Origin of the sequence: Lysinibacillus sp. RC46 (assembly GCF_041262385.1) — a bacterium.
GTDB lineage: Bacteria > Bacillota > Bacilli > Bacillales_A > Planococcaceae > Lysinibacillus.
The window spans coordinates 44,715-62,327 of sequence record NZ_JBGCCF010000008.1 but is presented as its reverse complement, the minus strand read 5'-3'; the positions used below and the strand labels follow the sequence as shown (position 1 = coordinate 62,327).

The window sequence follows — 17,613 nt, the reverse complement described above, 5'->3', positions numbered from 1 at the left end:
TCTGTGGGGGGCTTCTCCATCTCCCCTCTGCCCGTTAAATGTTTATTTAAAAAGGACAGCGAGGCTTTAAGTGCCAAGCTGTCTTTTTTTATGTACAATAATAAATATAAGAACAAATATTCGAGGTGGATGCAATTTGGCAAAGAAAAAAACAAAATTTGTATGCTCAAGCTGTGGCTATGAATCTGCAAAATGGATGGGAAGATGTCCAGGGTGTGGGGAATGGAATAAGATGGTTGAAGAGGTGGAGGTCGTCGCGAAAGGGCCACGTGGGGCATTCCAACATTCTGCTACGGTTACCCAAAAGGCTCTCCCTATTATGCAGATTGAAGCTGCTGAGGAATCACGAGTTGCAACAGAAATGGGTGAGCTTAACCGAGTGTTAGGTGGAGGCATCGTGCCGGGTTCTCTTGTGTTAATTGGGGGAGATCCTGGGATTGGGAAGTCGACGTTGTTATTACAAGTATCTGCATTGCTATCGAATAAAGGGCATCGTGTGCTCTATATTTCTGGTGAGGAATCCATCCGTCAAACAAAGCTACGTGCAGAACGTTTAGGAGTGGTATCACAAGAGCTGTATATCTATTCTGAGACGAATTTAGAGTTTTTAAATCAGACCATTGACGATGTGCAGCCAAAGTTTGTTATTGTCGATTCTATTCAAACTGTTTTTCATCCGGAAGTAACGAGTGCACCTGGTAGTGTATCACAAGTGCGTGAATGTACAGCAGAACTTATGCGGATTGCAAAAACGAAAGGAATTGCAATTTTCTTAGTTGGACATGTAACAAAAGAGGGACAAATTGCAGGACCACGTATTTTGGAGCATATGGTTGATACAGTATTGTATTTTGAAGGAGAACGCCATCATAATCACCGTATTTTACGCAGTCAAAAAAACCGTTTTGGCTCTACGAATGAAATTGCTATCTTTGAAATGCTCCAGGGGGGCTTAAAGGAAGTGTTAAACCCGTCTGAGTTGTTCTTACAGGAGCGTTCACAGGGAGCGGCAGGGTCAACAATCGTAGCCTCAATGGAAGGTACACGGCCAATTCTAGTTGAAATTCAGTCACTTGTAACACCAACAAGCTTTAATTATCCGAAACGAATGGCAACAGGTGTCGATCAAAACCGTGTACAACTGCTTATGGCCGTTCTTGAAAAGAGAATGGGCCTCATGCTACAGGCTCAGGATGCATATATTAAAGTTGCTGGCGGCGTGAAGCTTGATGAACCTGCAATTGATTTAGCTGTGTTAACAAGCATCGTTTCAAGTTTTAAGGATCAAGCTGTCAGAGCAACGGACTGCTTGATTGGGGAAGTAGGTTTGACAGGCGAGGTGCGTCGTGTATCTCGTATTGAACAACGTGTGATTGAGGCAGCAAAGCTCGGATTTAAACGGGTCTTCATACCGGCTTCGAATATCGGTGGATGGGATTTCCCGCAAGGTATTGAGGTAGTTGGTGTGGAAACGATAAAGGATGCATTGACTGCTTGCTTTAGAGAGCTATAAAGAAGCTTGTGCATGTTGGACAATGTTCTGACATGCACTTTTAATTTATTTCAGCGGGTGTACAAACACCCGCTGAAATAAATTAAAGCCTAAGGCGGATGTCACGGAAATCGGCAAGGAGTTCTTTGTGAATGCACAAAGCCGATTCCGGACGCAATTATGCCGAGGCATAATTGATTTGCAAACTTTTGTAATTCAGAGATAGAAGGTAGGAAACTCTAAGAGGGGAAACGGCGTCTAAGATAACGTCTGTGAAAAGGCTCCTTTAATGCCCAGCAGATGCTTAAGCATTTCTAATTTGAGTGTGAAGGATTTCGGTAATTGGTTTCCTCTTTCATTAGAATCGAAATGATTGTTCAAAAGAAGAGATATAATGATGCTTTGGTGGGTTCATAAAAGATTTTCTACAGTAAACTATGTATAATTATATATTAAAAATGGGAGGTGACAGTTTATGAAAAAATTTGTTCAAATTGCTTTTTTACTGATTGGAGGAGCATTAGGCCTTGTTTTCTTACCGCCATTATACGAATTGCTTCATTTATCATCTAATCCTTGGCTTGATAATCCCTACGTATCAGTAGCTTTAGGAGCGCTTTTACTGTTTACACTATCGTTTGCCTTTTCGGATTATTTCGTAAGGCTTATTAGTTGGATGGAAGAGGTGCTATTTAAAGTACCTGTTGGAGATTTATTATTTGGTACACTGGGACTTATTATCGGGCTAATCGTTGCTTATTTTTTAGGCTTTGCAATTGATAGTATGGATTTACCGAAATTTACAAAGGTTTTACCAGTTATACTGTCATTTGTGCTTGGCTATTTAGGGTTCCGTGTAGGCTTTAAAAAGCGAGATGAATTAATCCAGCTATTTACGTTACGTGGTAATAATACGAAGAAAAAATTAGCGGAAGGTGTAGAGCCTCAAGAAGTACGAGGCAGCTATAAACTGTTAGATACTAGTGTTATTATTGATGGTCGTATTGCAGATATTTCTGAAACAGGCTTTATAGAAGGTACTCTAGTTGTACCTCAATTTGTCCTTACTGAGCTTCAGCATATTGCTGATTCTTCGGATACATTAAAGCGTACAAGAGGTCGTCGCGGCTTAGATATTTTGAAGAAATTACAAGATGAACGTATGACGAAGGTACAGATTTCGGAAGAGGACTTTGAGGATGTGCAAGAGGTTGACTTAAAACTAGTACGCCTTGCAAAGAAAATGGGGCACGATACACAAATTGTGACGAACGACTTTAACCTGAACAAAGTTTGTGAGCTCCACCACGTTAAAGTGCTGAACATCAATGATTTAGCAAATGCAGTAAAGCCTGTCGTAATTCCAGGTGAGGATATGCAAGTGATGGTCATTAAAGATGGCAAAGAGCATAATCAAGGGGTTGCCTATTTAGATGACGGCACAATGATCGTTGTTGAAGGTGGACGTAGCTATATAGGACAGGCAATTACAGTAACCGTAACAAGTGTTCTTCAAACATCAGCAGGTCGTATGATTTTTGCTAAACCAAAGGATGACTAGGAAGTGGGAAATGTGCAATATGAAGTAGTGTTGCCTGCTGCGGGAAGCGGAAAGCGAATGGGTGCAGGGCAAAATAAGTTGTTTTTAAATCTTTTAGAAAAACCGATCCTCATACACACGCTGGAGGTATTTGAACAGGATAGCCAGTGTACAGGTATTTGGCTTGCAGTGAAGCCTGAAGAGCGTGTATTTATTCAAGAAATGCTAGAGAGGTATGGAATTACTAAAGTTAAAGGTTTACCTGATGGTGGTGCAGAGCGACAGCATTCCGTCCATTCGTGCATGAAAGAAATGAAGCAGGTTGATATTGTGCTTGTGCATGATGCTGCGCGTCCATTTATTACGCATGATATTATTGCGAATCTTGTACAAAGTGCGCATGGATTTGGCGCTGCGATTGCGGGAGTTCGTGCGAAGGATACAATGAAAAAAGTACGCAATGGTATTATTGAAGAGACAATTGATCGAGAAAGCTTATGGATGATTCAAACGCCACAAGCATTTCAATTTGATTTGATTGTCGAGGCGGAGGATGTCGCTGAGAAGGTAGGCTTCCTTGGAACCGATGAAGCAATGCTTGTTGAACGTCTCGGACATGAGGTGCATATTGTAGAAAGCAGCTACGAGAACGTAAAGATGACAACGCAAGAGGATCTAGTTTTCGGTGAAGCGATATTGCGTAAACGTGCTTTGTATGAGAATAGTTGAAGTGAGATATATTAGGTAAATTAAAATGGTAGCGGCTAGAGCAGCTATACAAAATCCCGTAAAGAAGTAGCACTATAACTTCTTATGGGATTTTATTTTAACTTCTTTCAGCTATGTTCTTAAATGCTTCAATTCCTCAAAATGTAAAGCTGTTAAGAAACTCTTTTTGCAGAGAAAATCCACTATTTCATAATACTCTTTAATTCCTCTATAAAAGCAGGGCGCTTTGGGTAAGTTTGCAGTAAATCAGTAATCAACCGTTCAGCTTCTACGGTATAGCCAGCCTTACGCATAATATTGATAGAACCACAGACATCTTTATAATTTTTTCGATTAGCGGAAGATTGAGCATCGATAGTGACGGCGTCAATAAAGAGTGCACAAACTTCTTCATAGTACTGCTCTTTAATGAATTGATAATAGTCCTCTATTCGTGTTGGGTATTCTTTGCAATAGTCTAGAATACGTTTAGATTGCTGTTCCTCTACAATAAGTCTTGCATATAATTGTGAATTGGTAAGGCTGTTTAATAATTCTTCCAGAACCTCCGGCCATTGTTCAGTAGAGTGAAGAGCTTTGAACTCCTTGTAAAAATCATAATCACCCTGTTGTAATAGCGTTAAAGCTAATTCGCGCATCTCTTCTGTATGCCCTAAATGCTGATGAGCTAGAAAGGCATAGCGTTGCCACATGCTCACAATTCCTGGGAGTTGTTGATCTTGCTGGATCCCATCTGCTGTTAATTGTAATATTTTTTCATATTCACCGCGGTTAATGGCAGATTGAATAATTTGTTCACGCATATGGTAGTCCTCAATATGCTTCTCCAAAAATGCCTCTACTTCCTTACTGCTGTATTTATTCTGTAATAAGTGAAGCTCAACTTGATTTAACTCTTTGTTTATATATTGTGCATTCCAATCATCTGATGTACTTTCCATCGAATGAATTAGGGTTTTGAATTGCTCCTCAATCGCATCATCCACACAAAGAGGAACACAGGCATGGAGTAAATGAATTCGACAGTCTACCCAGCCATCTAACTCGTGTTGCATTGCTTTTTGAATAACAAGTTCATAGACTGTTTCATACTGCTCTTTTGACCAAAGACTAGCTCCTTCTTCAATCGCTTGACTAATTAATTCAAGACTTTCATTTATGGCATCACCGAAATGACCATCGGAATCATCACCATATTGTAGTGCCTCTAATGTGTATTGAAGGCACAGAAAACTAAGCTCAATAGCTGTAATATAATTCTCTTCGTCAATATGCTCCTTAGCGTGTTGAAGTGTTGAGTAGACACCTTTTAGTGCTTTCGATGCCCGATGACGTGGGATAAAACCGCTACGCCCCTCCTGCCCGCTTTTTAGATGCTGGACAATCATTTTTTTAGCGGCCTTTACTATATCTGTTGGCTCCATTAGTCGCATTTCTAATTCTTGCAAAAAATTAGGGGAGTTCTCCCCAACTGTTAGAATTAGGCTTATTAAATTTTCTTTTGTTTGTGTTGTTAGCAATTGCTGTAATGTTGATTTTTTGACTTTAGATGATCTAGATACTGGTACAGGAGGATTGTTAAGTTGTTCCTTAATCGCGTATAGCACAGCGGCAATATGCTTGCAATCATCATCGTAAGGGCAGTCACAATTCGCATATGTAATATCGCCATTTGATGTGATGACGACGTCTACAGTATACGGTTCAGTTCCTTCAACCTCTGCCTGCCAATTGCTATTGTCAATTTGCATAATATCAATGACATGATTTTTTACATAATAATCGTGTCCACGCTGTATAATTACTTTTTTAAATTGCTTTTCAAAAGTATTGATGTTCATGTCAGTCCCGCCTTATCGTATTCGTATTAGATTAATGCAAGCATAACAAAAAATACGAGGGAAATGAGAGTCCAATAGTATATAACTTAGTCGAGACACTCATTTCCTAGGAAATATGTTAAAATGTGAGGGTATAATATAGAGTAAATATAAAAGTGAAAGAAGGTGAATGAGACTGCCTTATGAGCTGAATAGACGCTTTTTAAGTCTGCATATTTTTTGAAGTAAATAGGCTTCATGTGGTGGATTTTATTTATCTTATTAGACAGTCTCAAAATCATATGTTTCGAGTGGGACAAGGATTTGACGTGCATGCATTTGAAGAAGGGCGTCCATTAATTATTGGTGGTATAACAATTCCTCATGAAAAAGGGTTAGTAGGGCATTCGGATGCAGATGTTTTATTACACACTGTAACAGATGCAGCGTTAGGGGCTATTGGTGAGGGAGATATCGGTCGTCATTTCCCAGACACAGATCCCGCGTTCAAAGATGCTGATTCAGCAAAATTATTAGAGCATATTTGGAAGATTGTTGAGGACAAGGGTTATGTTCTAGGCAATGTGGATTGTACGATTATGGCACAACGTCCGAAAATGGCACCATATATTGAACAAATGCAAAATCGTATTGCTGAATTACTTCATGCAGAGCCTTCTCAAGTGAATGTTAAAGCAACAACAACTGAACGTTTAGGTTTTACAGGTCGCGAGGAAGGGATTGCGGCTATGGCGACAATCCTATTGATTAAGAAGTAAAAGCAGGCTCTCAGCGCTTTTATTTCCTGTAACAGAGTGGTAAAATGAACAAAGTCAATTTTTTGAACGAAAATTTAGGAGGCTTTTAATTATGGCGAAAGAAGTTCGTGTTCGTTACGCGCCATCCCCTACTGGTTTCTTACATATCGGTGGAGCGCGTACAGCGTTATTTAACTATTTATATGCAAAACATCATGACGGTAAATTCATCGTACGTATTGAGGATACAGATATTGAGCGTAATGTAGAGGGCGGAGAAGCATCTCAGCTAGATAATTTAAAATGGTTAGGTATTGAGTATGATGAGTCGATCGATATTGGTGGACCATATGCACCTTATCGCCAAATGGAGCGTCTTGATATTTATAAAGAGCACGCTGAAAAGCTACTAGAACAAGGTTTAGCTTACAAATGCTTCTGTTCTTCTGAGAAATTAGAAGCGTCTCGTGAAGAACAAAAAGCACGAGGTGTTGCAGCTCCAACTTATGATGGCACTTGTCGTCATTTATCAGCAGAGGAAGTTGCGGCTAAAGAAGCTGCTGGTGAACAATATACAATTCGTATGCGCGTACCTGAAAATGTAACATATGAATTTGAAGATTTAGTACGTGGACAAGTAGCATTTGAGTCAAAAGATATTGGTGATTGGGTTCTTGTTAAAGCAAACGGTATCCCAACGTATAACTACGCGGTAGTGCTAGATGATCACTTTATGGAAATTTCACATGTATTCCGTGGTGAAGAGCATTTATCGAATACACCAAAACAAATGATGATTTTTGATGCATTTGGCTGGGAATATCCACGCTTTGGTCATATGACATTAATCATTAATGAAAACCGCAAAAAATTATCAAAACGTGACGAATCAATTATTCAATTCGTCACGCAATATAAAGATTTAGGCTACCTACCTGAAGCGATGTTTAACTTCTTCGCATTACTTGGTTGGTCTCCTGAAGGGGAAGAAGAAATTTTCTCAAAAGAAGAATTTATTAAACTTTTTGATGAAAAACGTCTTTCAAAATCACCATCTATGTTTGATAAACAAAAGCTTACTTGGATGAATAACCAATACATTAAAAAACTATCTTTAGAAGAAGTGGTAGCATTATCTTTACCGCACTTACAAAAAGCTGGTTTATTACCAGAAGAGTTAACAGAAGAAGAACGTGCATGGGCTACAGATTTAATCGCACTTTATCATGAACAAATGAGCTTTGGTGCTGAAATTGTAGAACTATCTCGCCTATTCTTTAACGATCATATTGAATATGATGAAGAAGCAAAAGCAGTTTTAGCAGGGGAGCAAGTACCTGAGGTAATGGCTGCATTTAAAGCACAGCTTGAAGGTTTAGAGGAATTTACACCTGATACTGTCAAAGCGGCTATTAAAGCTGTTCAAAAAGAAACAGGTCACAAAGGTAAAAATCTATTTATGCCAATCCGCGTCGTAACGACAGGTGAAACGCATGGTCCAGAACTTCCTAACGCGATTTGCTTAATTGGTAAACAGAAAACAATTGACCGTGTAGAAAAATTTGCACAATAAGTAGAAATTGATTGACAATTTATTAGTTCGTTGTAAAATGTATTTACATTGAGAAAGCGTTGATAAGGAGAAGTAAGTGGCGCATGCTCCAAAGAGAGGACCATCACCGGCTGAAAGTGGTCTGAGCCTAGGCAAAACTGAAATGCACCTTTGAGTATAAAGCTGAACAACTAGTAGGCTTTATCGATTCGTTCCCGTTACAGAACGTCCAGAGTGGAAGGCTTTCGCCTTCAATCAGAGTGGAACCGCGCAAATTTAGCGTCTCTGTCATTCCTTTTTGGGATGATAGGGGCGCTTTTTTATTTTCTGGACAGTGAATTGAAGCGATGGATGCGCCGGATTCTACTCCATTAACTCTGTGATGAAATCAACGTCAGCTATAGTATTTCAATGGCCAGGGATGCAAGTGGTTGTGTGGAATTAAAGCAGATCAAAATGAAAAGGGGGAGCTTTTTGTGTTTAAAAGAATGAAGGAAGATGTAGAAACAATTTTTGAGAATGATCCAGCAGCGCGTAGTGTATTCGAAGTTATACTAACATACTCAGGTTTGCACGCTACTTGGTCACACCGAGTTGCCCATTGGTTCTTTAAAAAGCGTTTTTATTTTATAGCCCGTACCATTTCACAAATTAGTCGCTTCTTTACTGGAATTGAAATTCATCCTGGAGCGAAAATTGGTCGACGTTTCTTTATTGACCATGGGATGGGCGTTGTAATTGGTGAAACATGTGAGATTGGTGATAATGTAACGTTGTATCAAGGTGTAACTTTAGGTGGTACAGGAAAAGAAAAGGGGAAACGCCACCCAACATTAGAGGATAATGTACTAGTTGCGACAGGTGCAAAAGTTTTAGGTTCTATTACAATTGGTGAAAATAGTAAAATTGGTGCAGGTTCAGTTGTCTTAAAAGAAGTGCCACCAAATGCTACAGTTGTCGGTATTCCTGGTAAAATAGTGATTAAGGATGGGGTTCGTCTAGAGAAAAAACTAGACCACCAAAATATACCTGACCCTGTAGAAGAACGTTGTCAAGCTTTCGAGAAGCAGATTGCAGCATTGAATCAGGAAATCGAGCGCTTACAAAAGGAGAGAGAAACACAATGAGTATTCAAATTTTCAACTCATTAACACGACAAAAAGAAACTTTCGTACCGCTGGAAGAAGGCAAAATAAAAATGTACGTTTGCGGTCCAACAGTTTATAACTACATTCATATTGGGAATTCACGTCCTGTAATTGTCTACGATACAGTGCGTCGTTATTTCCAATACAAAGGCTATGATGTGAAATTTGTTTCAAATTTCACAGATGTGGACGACAAAATTATTAAGGCTGCAAATGAGCTTGGAGAAGAAGTTCATGAATTAACGGAGCGCTTTATTGCCGCATACTTTGAAGATGTTTCAGCGCTAGGTTGCAAGAAAGCAGATGTACATCCGCGTGTAACAGAGCATATGGATGATATCATTCAATTCATTCAAGTTTTAGTCGATAAGGGCTATGCTTATGAGTCAGCTGGTGATGTCTATTACCGAACTCGTAAATTTAATGGTTACGGTAAATTATCTCACCAATCGGTGGATGATTTAAAAATTGGTGCTCGTATAGAAGCAGGCGAGAAAAAAGATGATGCGTTAGATTTCGCTCTATGGAAAGCTGTAAAGCCAGGTGAAATTTACTGGGAAAGTCCTTGGGGCAAAGGACGTCCGGGTTGGCATATTGAGTGCTCTGTAATGGCACGTGAGCATTTAGGAGATACTATTGATATTCATGCAGGTGGGCAAGATTTAACATTCCCGCATCATGAAAATGAAATTGCGCAATCTGAAGCTCATAATGATAAAACATTTGCGCGTTATTGGATGCACAATGGGTATATTAATATTGATAATGAAAAAATGTCCAAATCCCTTGGTAATTTTATACTCGTTAATGATATTCGTAAACAAATTGACCCACAAGTTTTACGCTTCTTTATGCTCTCTGTGCATTACCGTCATCCGATTAACTTTGCGAAGGATTTAGTAGATGCAGCCGCAAATGGGTTAGAACGAATTCGTACTGCCTACAACAATGTGAAACACCGTTTAACAGCAACTGCGAGCTTAGGTGATCACTCAGAAGAATGGCTTGAAAAAATTGCTGAACAAAAAGCTTACTTTGAAGAAGCGATGGATGATGACTTTAATACAGCCAATGCCATTTCTGTATTATTCGAATTAGCGCGCATCGCAAATATTTATCTAAATGAAACGAATACTGATGAAAAAGTATTAGTAAGTTTTACTGAAACTTTTGAGGTGTTAGGTGACGTCTTAGGTATTGAATTTGCAAAAGAAGAAGAGCTATTAGACGAAGAAATTGAAGCACTGTTACAGGAACGTGTAGATGCACGTAAAAATCGTGATTTTGCTCGTTCGGATGAAATTCGTGACCATTTGCAAGCGCAAGGTATCATTTTAGAAGATACGCGACAAGGAACTAGATGGAAACGAGGGTAAGCAACTTGGATAAACTCCGCAACGAAGATGTTAAGCAATTGAATGCATTAGCGTTAGCCTATATGGGAGACGCAGTTTTAGAACAAAAGATACGAGAGCATTTATTACGTGCCGGCCGTGTCAAACCTAACACACTTCATAGAGAAGCGACGCGTTACGTATCAGCTAAAGCTCAATCTATGATTGTACATCGAATGATGGATGAAGGCTTTTTAACAGAGGAGGAGTTGGCTGTGTTCCGTCGTGGACGCAATGCCAAATCCGGCTCTGTGCCCAAAAATACAGATGTTCAAACATACCGTAATAGCTCAGGTTTTGAGGCTGTGCTCGGTAGTTTATATTTATTAAATGAATTAGAACGCGTCTATGCAATCATTGCATACGCTATTCAAATCATCGAGGAATCAAAAGGAGTGTCGAATTAATGGCAGAGCAAAATGGTGAAATTATTGCCGGTAAAAACCCAGTGTTAGAAGCACTTCGTTCAGGCCGCGATATGAATAAAGTATGGATTGCAGAAGGTGTGAAAAAATCAGGGGTTAATGAACTCCTAGATTTAGCACGAGAACGTGGCGTCATCGTTCAATTTGTCCCGAAAAAAAAGGTGGATCAATTATCAGATGCCAACCACCAAGGAATAGTTGCCTCTGTTGCAGCATATAGATATGCAGAGCTAGAGGACTTATTTGCTGTAGCGGCAAAAAAACAAGAAGATCCATTCTTCTTAATTTTAGATGAGCTAGAGGACCCTCATAATCTGGGCTCTATTATGCGAACTGCTGATGCGATAGGTGCGCATGGTATTATTATTCCGAAGCGCCGTTCTGTGAGTTTGACAGCTGTAGTGGCAAAGGCATCAACTGGAGCAATTGAGCATGTACCTGTTGTGCGTGTTAATAATCTAGCGCAGACAGTAGATGAGCTAAAAGAACGAGGGGTATGGATTGCAGGTACAGATGCCAAAGGTTCTGCAGACTATCGTAAAATGGATGCAACATTGCCGCTTGCGATTATTATTGGTAGTGAAGGCAAAGGAATGGGCCGCTTATTAAAAGAGAAATGTGACTTTTTATATCATCTACCGATGGTTGGGCATGTCACATCACTAAATGCATCGGTAGCTGCTGCACTTTTAATGTACGAAGTGTATCGTAAACGTCAAGAAGCGAATGATTGACAATGAACAATATTTTGCTTGTTGACGGCTATAATATGATAGGAGCTTGGAAAGAGCTACGACCATTACGTGATACTAATTTTGAAGATGCCCGTAAGAGGTTGATTGAGCTTATGGCTGAGTATAAGGCAGCTATGGGGTGGCGCGTAATTATAGTTTTTGACGCGCATCTTGTACCGGGTGTGGAGCAAACTTATTTAGAAAACGATGTCGAAATCATTTATACACGGAAAAACGAAACAGCAGATGAACGTATTGAAAAAATGACACATGAACTAAAAGCTAGAAATGTACAGATTCACGTAGCAACCTCTGATATGGCAGAGCAAAATGTTATTTTTGGTAATGGTGCTCTGCGAAAATCGGCAAGAGAGCTAGAAATTGAGATGGGTATTATCCAACATAAAATTTCTCATGATGTGAAACAAAAACATGATAGCAAACCGCCATCTCGCATGGAGCTTAAGCCGGATGTTGCTTTAGCCTTTGAAAAGTGGCGGCGTGGTTTGAAATGATTGATTGACTCATATTTTCCAATTCCGTTATACTGTTCCTATTATCTGTTGTGGCTGAGGTGATACCATGTTTAAAAATAATATTGTACAAGTGACACAAGATTTTGAACGATTCAATGATGAAGAACTTATTGAAATGGTGCATCAAGGTAATACAGATGCGTTGGATTATTTAATTACGAAATACCGTTTGTTAGTGAGAGCGAAGGCTAGATCTTATTTTTTAATTGGTGCAGATAAAGAAGACATTGTGCAAGAAGGCATGATTGGTTTGTATAAAGCCATTCGTGATTTTAAGGGAGATAAACTTGCTTCTTTTCGAGCTTTTGCTGAATTATGTATTACAAGACAAATTATTACGGCTATTAAAACAGCTACAAGACAAAAGCATATACCACTAAATTCTTATGTTTCTTTGGACAAGCCTATTTTTGATGAAGAGTCAGACCGTACATTAATGGATGTGTTAACCGGTGCTATTATGGATGATCCGGAAGAATTAATGATTCATAGAGAAGAGTTTGGCTACTTAGAAGAAAAGATGGGTGAGATTTTAAGTGAATTAGAGCTACAAGTGTTAGCGCTTTACTTAGATGGACAGTCTTATCATGAAATTTCTGAGAAATTAAATCGTCATGTGAAGTCTATTGACAATGCTTTGCAACGAGTAAAGCGTAAATTAGAGCGACATTTAGTTCTTGAAGAAATGTCTTAGCGGTTGTATGCCTTTGTTGACATTGACAAATATAGGTGTTAGTCTTGAAAAGACAAAGTGCCGAAAAGGTGATTATATGGCAAAAAAAGTCGTTCTAAATTGCGAAAAATGCGGATCGAGAAATTATACGTTTCCAGCTAAGGAAGATACAACTGTACGCCTCGAATTAAAGAAATTTTGCTCGCATTGCAATGAACATACAGTGCATAAACAAACGCTATAAAATAATTTGTAAATAGACAGATATGATTGATTCGGAGGTTAGGCTAGAATGGGCAAGATTAAAGGCTTTTTCAGCAATGTAATGTCGGAAATGCGCAAAACAAGCTGGCCAAAAAGTAAAGAACTGACGAAATATACAGTCGTTGTAATTTCAACTGTTGTAATTATGGCTTTATTTTTTGTGTTAGTAGACTTAGGTATTTCATCATTATTCCGCTGGTACTTAGAGTTATAATTTAGTAAATAGCATGTTAATACTTCTGAAATAGCCCGTCATTACAATAAACGGGTTTTTTCGTTTGTTTTATCTTCGTTGAAGATAAAGCCTCCGAACGCATTGTTTATCTGCGCGTCAGCGGCAATTACGCCAAGGCGAAATTGAAGAAGTGGACAGCAGTAAAATATTCTCAATATGATAAGTAAGCTACTAGGGATAGTATGAGGGTAGCGATAGATGACTATGCTAGATTTGGTATATATCATCAGGCTTTCGCTAGCTATTAGCGAAAGCTATGTTTTTCTAATGAGCAGTTTGTGAAAAGAGTAAAGAATGCACTTAGCATATCGTGAATCATTTTCACTCTTATTTGTAAGGGAGGGACGGACGAGGAGTCCTAGTAGTTATGGAGAAAAATTGGTATGTTGTTCATACGTATTCAGGGTATGAAAACCGTGTAAAAGCAAACCTAGAGAAACGTGTAGAAACAATGGGTATGCAGGATAAGATTTTCCGTGTTATTGTACCTGAACATGAAGAAACAGAAATGAAGGATGGGAAAAAGCGTACTATGATGCGCAAAGTTTTCCCTGGTTATGTTTTAGTAGAGCTAATTATGACAGATGATTCATGGTATGTTGTACGCAATACGCCAGGTGTAACTGGCTTTATCGGTTCATCTGGTGGTGGTGCAAAACCGACACCTTTATTACCTGAAGAAGCGGATCGTCTACTTCAACAAATGGGAATGACTGACAAAATTGTCGAGATTGATATTTCTGTTGGAGAAGCAGTAGAAGTATTGGAAGGGCCTTTTGCTCACTTCCAAGGACGTGTTGAAGAAATTGACACTGAAAAAGGAAAAGTGAAAGTTTCTGTCGATATGTTTGGTCGCGAAACAATTATGGAACTAGATTTTGAGCAAATACAAAAAATGTAGTTCTAGTAACTAAAGTACATATGTCTAAGACGTATGTCGCAGATTTTGTTAATTACTACTTGCTTAAAAAAATTAAAAGTGGTATCATTTCTAGGTCAGATTGTCATACTTTGGTTTGACGTCTGCAATGATAATTTTAATGTTATCGGCAATTAGCTGACAGACAGATATTGAGTGGGAGGGGCAACCCAATTACCACATCACGGACTTAAGGAGGTGTGTCTCGTGGCTAAAAAAGTTATTAAAGTTGTTAAACTTCAAATCCCTGCTGGTAAAGCAAACCCAGCTCCACCGGTTGGTCCTGCATTAGGTCAAGCAGGTGTGAACATCATGGGATTCTGTAAAGAATTCAACGCGCGTACTGCAGATCAAGCTGGTCTTATCATTCCAGTTGAAATTTCAGTATTCGAGGACCGTTCATTCACTTTCATTACAAAAACTCCACCCGCAGCAGTACTACTTAAAGTAGCAGCTGGTATCCAATCTGGATCTGGTGAACCAAATCGTAAAAAAGTGGCAACGGTTAAACGTGATAAAGTTCGCGAAATCGCTGAAACTAAAATGCCAGACCTTAACGCTGCTTCAGTAGAAGCTGCAATGTTAATGGTTGAAGGTACTGCACGAAGCATGGGTATTGTTATCGAAGACTAATCCCATTACTTGATGATGTATTTGTTTTTTGGAAGGTTGCGGAGTTTCTTTGTGAACGCGCAACCTTTATTCGTGGGAGGTAAAATCCGCTATAACCACAATCAAGGAGGAATTATATAATGGCTAAAAAAGGTAAAAAACTGCAAGATGCAGCAAAATTAATCGACCGTAACGCATTATACGGCGCTCAAGAAGCAATCGAACTTGCTCAAAAAACTAGCTCAGTGAACTTCGACGCTACTGTAGAAGTTGCTTTCCGTCTAGGAATCGATACTCGTAAAAACGACCAACAAATCCGTGGTGCAGTAGTGTTACCAAACGGTACTGGTAAAACTCAACGCGTATTAGTATTCGCTAAAGGTGAAAAACTTAAAGAAGCTGAAGCTGCTGGTGCTGACTATGTAGGCGATGCAGAATACATCCAAAAAATCCAACAAGGTTGGTTTGATTTCGATGTAATCGTTGCAACTCCTGACATGATGGGTGAAGTTGGTAAACTTGGTCGCGTATTAGGACCTAAAGGTTTAATGCCAAACCCTAAAACTGGTACAGTTACTTTCGATGTAACAAAAGCTATCGCAGAAATTAAAGCTGGTAAAGTAGAATACCGTGCTGATAAAGCTGGTATCATCCACGCACCTATCGGTAAAGTTTCTTTCTCTACAGAAAAATTAGTTGAAAACTTCTTAACTGTATTCGATGTAGTGCAAAAAGCGAAACCTGCTGCAGCTAAAGGTACTTACATGAAATCTGTAAACGTTACAACTACAATGGGTCCAGCTCTTAAAGTTGATGCTTCAAGCGTAGTAGTAAAATAATTTAAGTTTTTATGTAAATCTGTTGACGGCGCTGTCTATCTATGATAAGATGGTTGCTGTTGTGAATCATCCATTTGTACCGTAGACAGTAGGAGTGACTTGTCACTTAATGATCCTACCGAGGACAGCGGAATTCGGAATCTTATTTTAAAGATGATGACTTTCAGCCTCTGTGTCTATTTGACCCAGAGGCTTTTCTTTTGTCGGTATAAATGACCCATTCTAATAGGAGGTGTCATCATGAGCAAAGTTATCGAAAACAAACAAGCACAAGTTCAAGAGATTACTGAGAAATTTCAAAATGCTGCTTCTGTAGTAATTGTGGATTACCGTGGTCTTAACGTTACGCAAGTAACTGAACTTCGTAAACAACTTCGTGAAGCTGGCGTTGAGTTCAAAGTTTACAAAAACACTTTAACACGTCGTGCTACTGAAGCTGTTGGTCTTGAAGGAATCAATGACGTATTAGTTGGTCCTAACGCAATTGCGTTCTCAAATGAAGATGTTGTAGCTCCTGCTAAAATCATCAACGAGTTCGCTAAGAAAAACGAAGCTTTAGAAATTAAAGCGGGTATTATTGAAGGTACAATCTCATCTGTTGAAGATGTTAAAGCACTTGCAGAACTTCCATCACGCGAAGGTCTTCTTTCTATGCTTTTATCTGTACTTCAAGCTCCAGTGCGCAACTTCGCACTTGCAACAAAAGCTGTTGCAGAACAAAAAGAAGAACAAGGCGCGTAATATACGCACTATAACTTCCGCGGCCTGACCGCAACAATAAAACATTATCCAATTAGGAGGAAATTATAATGAATAAAGAGCAAATCTTAGAAGCTATCAAAGCTATGACAGTTCTTGAATTAAACGATTTAGTAAAAGCTATCGAAGAAGAATTCGGTGTAACAGCTGCTGCTCCTGTAGCAGTAGTAGGTGCTGCTGCTGGCGCTGCTGAAGAAAAAACTGAGTTTGACGTAGTATTAGCATCTGCTGGTGCTGAAAAAATCAAAGTAATCAAAGCGGTTCGTGAAATCACTGGTTTAGGTCTTAAAGAAGCTAAAGAAGTAGTAGATAACGCTCCTAAAGCTCTTAAAGAAGGCGTTTCTAAAGATGAAGCTGAACAAATCAAAGCTAAACTTGAAGAAGTTGGCGCATCTGTAGAAGTTAAGTAATCTCGCGTTACTTTTAAACAAAAGGAAAGCTCGTCATTGTGGCGGGCTTTTTTCTTCATTTTGAGGAGGCGTGGAAATGTCAGATCACTATTATACGAGTAAGCCTCAAACCGAGAGTAAACCTCGTCACTGGACATTCAAGTTGTTAGGGCATACGTTTTCCTTTGAAACGGATGCAGGTGTATTTAGTAAAAGCGAAGTAGATTTTGGATCCCGTGTTTTAATAGATGCTTTTCAAATGCCTGATATTGATGGTGCGATTTTTGATGTGGGGTGCGGGTACGGACCGATCGGATTATCGATTGCCAAAACAAACCCAGACCGTACCGTTCTTATGATGGATATCAATGAACGTGCTGTTGCACTCTCGCAAAAAAATGCGCAAGTAAACGGTGTTCAAAATGTACGGATATTTGTGAGTGACGGACTATCGATGGTTGACAATGATGTAAACGCCGCAGCTATTTTAACCAATCCTCCAATTCGCGCAGGAAAGGAAACAATTTTCCGCTTTTACGATGGAGCTTATGATAAGCTAGTGTCATCTGGTGAGCTGTGGGTAGTAATACAGAAGAAGCAAGGTGCACCATCAACGGTAAGTTACTTAGAAGAAAAATTTTCTGAAGTCGATGTTGTGGAGAAGAAAAAAGGGTACTGGATAGTACGCGCGAAAAAATAAGTGAAATATGCATAAATTATTGACTTGACAAATCGGCTATGATAACATGATACAATGCAAAAATATTATTTTGAGGTCGTATGCCCTTTTTGAAT

The 17,613-nt window shown here is 39.2% G+C and carries 20 protein-coding genes and 2 other annotated features; of the genes, 19 read left to right on the top strand and 1 reads right to left on the bottom strand.

All coding sequences use genetic code 11. The features are described 5' to 3' along the window. Positions 1 to 136: 136 nt before the first annotated feature. From radA to ispD, 3 genes are all read left to right on the top strand, one after another. Complete coding sequence (gene radA, locus ABH966_RS09435; RefSeq protein ID WP_370077761.1) at positions 137 to 1,513, top strand: DNA repair protein RadA; 1,377 nt, start codon at positions 137 to 139, stop codon at positions 1,511 to 1,513. 454 nt (positions 1,514 to 1,967) lie between these two features. Next, the gene (locus ABH966_RS09430; protein ID WP_370077759.1) at positions 1,968 to 3,053 is read left to right on the top strand and encodes a PIN/TRAM domain-containing protein; all 1,086 of its coding nucleotides are present in this window, start codon (positions 1,968 to 1,970) and stop codon (positions 3,051 to 3,053) included. Positions 3,054 to 3,065: 12 nt separating this feature from the next. Beyond that, a complete protein-coding gene (gene ispD / locus ABH966_RS09425) occupies positions 3,066 to 3,761 on the top strand; it encodes a 2-C-methyl-D-erythritol 4-phosphate cytidylyltransferase (RefSeq protein WP_370077969.1) in 696 nt (231 codons plus the stop codon). A 182-nt stretch (positions 3,762 to 3,943) separates the two neighbouring features. On the opposite strand, the gene ABH966_RS09420 is transcribed toward ispD, so the two are convergent. After that, positions 3,944 to 5,602 carry an SWIM zinc finger family protein gene (locus ABH966_RS09420; RefSeq protein WP_370077757.1) on the bottom strand — a complete coding sequence of 553 codons (1,659 nt, stop codon included), beginning with the start codon at positions 5,600 to 5,602 and terminating at the stop codon, positions 3,944 to 3,946. Positions 5,603 to 5,883: 281 nt separating this feature from the next. Here ABH966_RS09420 and ispF point away from each other — a divergent pair, with 281 nt between their 5' ends. The 16 genes from ispF to ABH966_RS09340 all read left to right on the top strand — a co-directional run bounded on the left by ispF (position 5,884) and on the right by ABH966_RS09340 (position 17,518). Then, positions 5,884 to 6,360, top strand: a complete 477-nt coding sequence (gene ispF, locus ABH966_RS09415; protein ID WP_370044013.1) for a 2-C-methyl-D-erythritol 2,4-cyclodiphosphate synthase — start codon at positions 5,884 to 5,886, stop codon at positions 6,358 to 6,360. A gap of 91 nt (positions 6,361 to 6,451) precedes the next feature. Further along, a complete protein-coding gene (gltX, locus tag ABH966_RS09410) occupies positions 6,452 to 7,912 on the top strand; it encodes a glutamate--tRNA ligase (RefSeq protein WP_370077755.1) in 1,461 nt (486 codons plus the stop codon). Positions 7,913 to 7,962: 50 nt separating this feature from the next. After that, positions 7,963 to 8,181, top strand: a binding site (T-box leader). A gap of 186 nt (positions 8,182 to 8,367) precedes the next feature. After that, positions 8,368 to 9,018, top strand: a complete 651-nt coding sequence (gene epsC / locus ABH966_RS09405) for a serine O-acetyltransferase EpsC (RefSeq protein WP_323648541.1) — start codon at positions 8,368 to 8,370, stop codon at positions 9,016 to 9,018. Beyond that, the gene (cysS, locus tag ABH966_RS09400) at positions 9,015 to 10,415 is read left to right on the top strand and encodes a cysteine--tRNA ligase (RefSeq protein WP_370077753.1); all 1,401 of its coding nucleotides are present in this window, start codon (positions 9,015 to 9,017) and stop codon (positions 10,413 to 10,415) included. The genes epsC and cysS overlap by 4 nt, the downstream gene beginning before the upstream one ends. 5 nt (positions 10,416 to 10,420) lie before the next feature. After that, a complete protein-coding gene (locus tag ABH966_RS09395) occupies positions 10,421 to 10,840 on the top strand; it encodes a Mini-ribonuclease 3 (protein WP_053482829.1) in 420 nt (139 codons plus the stop codon). Next, positions 10,840 to 11,592, top strand: coding sequence for a 23S rRNA (guanosine(2251)-2'-O)-methyltransferase RlmB (rlmB, locus tag ABH966_RS09390; RefSeq protein ID WP_370077750.1), 753 nt, complete (start codon positions 10,840 to 10,842; stop codon positions 11,590 to 11,592). Before ABH966_RS09395 ends, rlmB begins: the two co-directional genes overlap by 1 nt. Before the next feature lie 2 nt (positions 11,593 to 11,594). After that, the gene (locus tag ABH966_RS09385) at positions 11,595 to 12,107 is read left to right on the top strand and encodes an NYN domain-containing protein (protein WP_370077967.1); all 513 of its coding nucleotides are present in this window, start codon (positions 11,595 to 11,597) and stop codon (positions 12,105 to 12,107) included. Between the two features lie 67 nt (positions 12,108 to 12,174). Next, positions 12,175 to 12,822: an RNA polymerase sporulation sigma factor SigH gene (gene sigH / locus ABH966_RS09380; protein WP_370077748.1), complete on the top strand. Its 648-nt coding sequence runs from the start codon at positions 12,175 to 12,177 to the stop codon at positions 12,820 to 12,822. 76 nt (positions 12,823 to 12,898) lie between these two features. Further along, a complete protein-coding gene (rpmG, locus tag ABH966_RS09375) occupies positions 12,899 to 13,045 on the top strand; it encodes a 50S ribosomal protein L33 (RefSeq protein WP_132362667.1) in 147 nt (48 codons plus the stop codon). Positions 13,046 to 13,093: 48 nt separating this feature from the next. Next, a complete protein-coding gene (gene secE, locus ABH966_RS09370) occupies positions 13,094 to 13,279 on the top strand; it encodes a preprotein translocase subunit SecE (protein ID WP_053596042.1) in 186 nt (61 codons plus the stop codon). Positions 13,280 to 13,667: 388 nt separating this feature from the next. Next, complete coding sequence (gene nusG / locus ABH966_RS09365; RefSeq protein ID WP_049662801.1) at positions 13,668 to 14,201, top strand: transcription termination/antitermination protein NusG; 534 nt, start codon at positions 13,668 to 13,670, stop codon at positions 14,199 to 14,201. 225 nt (positions 14,202 to 14,426) lie between these two features. Then, positions 14,427 to 14,852: a 50S ribosomal protein L11 gene (rplK, locus tag ABH966_RS09360; RefSeq protein WP_004233593.1), complete on the top strand. Its 426-nt coding sequence runs from the start codon at positions 14,427 to 14,429 to the stop codon at positions 14,850 to 14,852. A gap of 119 nt (positions 14,853 to 14,971) precedes the next feature. After that, positions 14,972 to 15,670, top strand: coding sequence for a 50S ribosomal protein L1 (rplA, locus tag ABH966_RS09355; RefSeq protein WP_370077746.1), 699 nt, complete (start codon positions 14,972 to 14,974; stop codon positions 15,668 to 15,670). A 61-nt stretch (positions 15,671 to 15,731) separates the two neighbouring features. Then, positions 15,732 to 15,878, top strand: a sequence feature (ribosomal protein L10 leader region). A 32-nt stretch (positions 15,879 to 15,910) separates the two neighbouring features. Further along, on the top strand, positions 15,911 to 16,411 hold the full coding sequence (gene rplJ / locus ABH966_RS09350; protein ID WP_370077744.1) for a 50S ribosomal protein L10: 501 nt from the start codon (positions 15,911 to 15,913) through the stop codon (positions 16,409 to 16,411). A gap of 68 nt (positions 16,412 to 16,479) precedes the next feature. Continuing rightward, positions 16,480 to 16,839, top strand: a complete 360-nt coding sequence (rplL, locus tag ABH966_RS09345; protein ID WP_049662812.1) for a 50S ribosomal protein L7/L12 — start codon at positions 16,480 to 16,482, stop codon at positions 16,837 to 16,839. Between the two features lie 76 nt (positions 16,840 to 16,915). Continuing rightward, on the top strand, positions 16,916 to 17,518 hold the full coding sequence (locus tag ABH966_RS09340) for a class I SAM-dependent methyltransferase (RefSeq protein ID WP_370077741.1): 603 nt from the start codon (positions 16,916 to 16,918) through the stop codon (positions 17,516 to 17,518). Positions 17,519 to 17,613 lie beyond the last annotated feature (95 nt).

Coding starts and splice junctions, on each gene's coding strand:
- ABH966_RS09430 (WP_370077759.1), top strand. CDS start 1,968: ATGAAAAAATTTGTTCAAATTGCTTTTTTACTGATTGGAGGAGCATTA.
- ABH966_RS09420 (WP_370077757.1), bottom strand. CDS start 5,602: ATGAACATCAATACTTTTGAAAAGCAATTTAAAAAAGTAATTATACAG.
- ispF (WP_370044013.1), top strand. CDS start 5,884: ATGTTTCGAGTGGGACAAGGATTTGACGTGCATGCATTTGAAGAAGGG.
- gltX (WP_370077755.1), top strand. CDS start 6,452: ATGGCGAAAGAAGTTCGTGTTCGTTACGCGCCATCCCCTACTGGTTTC.
- cysS (WP_370077753.1), top strand. CDS start 9,015: ATGAGTATTCAAATTTTCAACTCATTAACACGACAAAAAGAAACTTTC.
- rlmB (WP_370077750.1), top strand. CDS start 10,840: ATGGCAGAGCAAAATGGTGAAATTATTGCCGGTAAAAACCCAGTGTTA.
- ABH966_RS09385 (WP_370077967.1), top strand. CDS start 11,595: ATGAACAATATTTTGCTTGTTGACGGCTATAATATGATAGGAGCTTGG.
- sigH (WP_370077748.1), top strand. CDS start 12,175: ATGTTTAAAAATAATATTGTACAAGTGACACAAGATTTTGAACGATTC.
- rpmG (WP_132362667.1), top strand. CDS start 12,899: ATGGCAAAAAAAGTCGTTCTAAATTGCGAAAAATGCGGATCGAGAAAT.
- secE (WP_053596042.1), top strand. CDS start 13,094: ATGGGCAAGATTAAAGGCTTTTTCAGCAATGTAATGTCGGAAATGCGC.
- nusG (WP_049662801.1), top strand. CDS start 13,668: ATGGAGAAAAATTGGTATGTTGTTCATACGTATTCAGGGTATGAAAAC.
- rplA (WP_370077746.1), top strand. CDS start 14,972: ATGGCTAAAAAAGGTAAAAAACTGCAAGATGCAGCAAAATTAATCGAC.
- rplJ (WP_370077744.1), top strand. CDS start 15,911: ATGAGCAAAGTTATCGAAAACAAACAAGCACAAGTTCAAGAGATTACT.
- rplL (WP_049662812.1), top strand. CDS start 16,480: ATGAATAAAGAGCAAATCTTAGAAGCTATCAAAGCTATGACAGTTCTT.
- ABH966_RS09340 (WP_370077741.1), top strand. CDS start 16,916: ATGTCAGATCACTATTATACGAGTAAGCCTCAAACCGAGAGTAAACCT.